Below are 2,031 nucleotides of genomic sequence, written 5' to 3'. Positions count from 1 at the left end.
CGCCTGAACGTGCTGGCCAACATCGTCGGCAAGCCGTACGGCAAGATCTTCGGCGAGTTCGAGGGCAACCTCGACCCGAAGTCGATGCACGGCTCCGGCGACGTCAAGTACCACCTGGGCTCCGAGGGCACCTTCACCGGCCTGGACGGCGAGACCATCAAGGTCTCGCTCGCCGCGAACCCCTCCCACCTGGAGGCCGTGGACCCGGTCGTCGAGGGCATCGCCCGCGCCAAGCAGGACATCCTGGACCAGGGCGGCACCACCTTCCCGGTGCTGCCGATCCAGATCCACGGCGACGCGGCCTTCGCCGGCCAGGGCGTCGTCGCGGAGACCCTGAACATGTCGCAGCTGCGCGGCTACCGCACCGGCGGCACCGTGCACGTCGTGGTGAACAACCAGGTCGGCTTCACCGCCGCCCCGGCGTCCTCGCGCTCCTCGATGTACTGCACCGACGTGGCCCGCATGATCGAGGCCCCGATCTTCCACGTGAACGGCGACGACCCGGAGGCCGTGGTCCGCGTCGCGCGGCTCGCCTTCGAGTTCCGCCAGGAATTCCACAAGGACGTGGTGATCGACCTCATCTGCTACCGCCGCCGCGGTCACAACGAGGCCGACAACCCGTCGTTCACCCAGCCGCTGATGTACGACCTGATCGACAAGAAGCGCTCGGTGCGCAAGCTGTACACCGAGGGCCTGATCGGTCGCGGCGACATCACCATGGAAGAGGCGGAGCAGGCGCTCCAGGACTTCCAGGGCCAGCTGGAGAAGGTCTTCGCCGAGGTCCGCGACGCCGCCCAGGCGCCGGCCGGGGCCCCCGCCGGCAAGCCGGTCGCCGACTTCCCGGTCTCCATCCGGACCGGCATCTCCCAGGAGATGGTCAAGCGGATCGCCGCCTCGCAGGTCAACCTGCCGGACTGGCTGACCGTCCACCCGCGCCTGCTGCCGCAGCTGCAGCGCCGCGCCGCCTCGGTCGAGGACAACACCATCGACTGGGCGATGGGCGAGACCCTCGCCATCGGCTCGCTGCTCATGGAGGGCCACCCGGTCCGCCTGGCCGGCCAGGACAGCCGCCGCGGCACCTTCGGCCAGCGGCACGCCGTCCTGATCGACCGCAAGACCGGCGAGGACTACACCCCGCTGCAGTACCTCACCGAGGACCAGGCCCGCTACACCGTCTACGACAGCCTGCTGTCGGAGTACGCGGCCATGGGCTTCGAGTACGGCTACTCGCTGACCCGCCCGAACGCGCTGGTCATGTGGGAGGCGCAGTTCGGCGACTTCGTCAACGGCGCGCAGACCATGGTCGACGAGTACATCGCCTCCGCCGAGCAGAAGTGGGGCCAGCACTCCGGCGTCACCCTGCTGCTGCCGCACGGCTACGAGGGCCAGGGCCCGGACCACTCGTCCGCCCGCCCGGAGCGCTTCCTCCAGCTGTGCGCGCAGAACAACATGACGGTCGCCATGCCGACCCTGCCGTCGAACTACTTCCACCTGCTGCGCTGGCAGGCGCACAACCCGCACCACAAGCCGCTGGTCGTCTTCACCCCGAAGTCGATGCTGCGTCTGAAGGCCGCGGCGAGTGCGACCGAGGAGTTCCTGTCCGGCTCGTTCCGCCCGGTCATCGGCGACACCACCGTCGACCCGGCACAGGTCCGCAAGGTGGTCATCACCGCCGGCAAGTTCTACTACGACCTGGAGGCCGCCCGCACCGAGCGCGGCGTCACCGACACCGCGATCGTCCGGGTCGAGCGGCTCTACCCGCTGCCGGTGGCCGAGCTCCAGGAGGAGCTGGCCCGCTACGGCGACGACGTCCAGTTCGTCTGGGCGCAGGAGGAACCGGACAACCAGGGTGCCTGGCCGTTCATCGCGATGAACCTGGTCGACCACCTCCAGGTCGTCATCGGCCGCAGCGCCGGCGACTCCCGCCTGCGCCGTGTCGCCCGCACGACGGCCTCCTCCCCCGCGGTCGGCTCCGCCAAGCGACACGCCGCCGAGCAGCAGGCACTGATCGAAGAGGTCTTCTCGCTCTGA

General features: G+C 69.6%; 1 protein-coding gene. It reads left to right on the top strand.

The window, feature by feature from the left end; genetic code table 11:
• Nucleotides 1-2,031, top strand: a 2,031-nt coding sequence (locus ACZ3TI_RS40785) for a multifunctional oxoglutarate decarboxylase/oxoglutarate dehydrogenase thiamine pyrophosphate-binding subunit/dihydrolipoyllysine-residue succinyltransferase subunit (protein WP_465735621.1), incomplete at its 5' end; no start/stop codon positions are given.

The organism is Kitasatospora sp. NPDC023120 (assembly GCF_055560835.1).
This window is presented reverse-complemented; position numbering and strand designations above follow the sequence as displayed.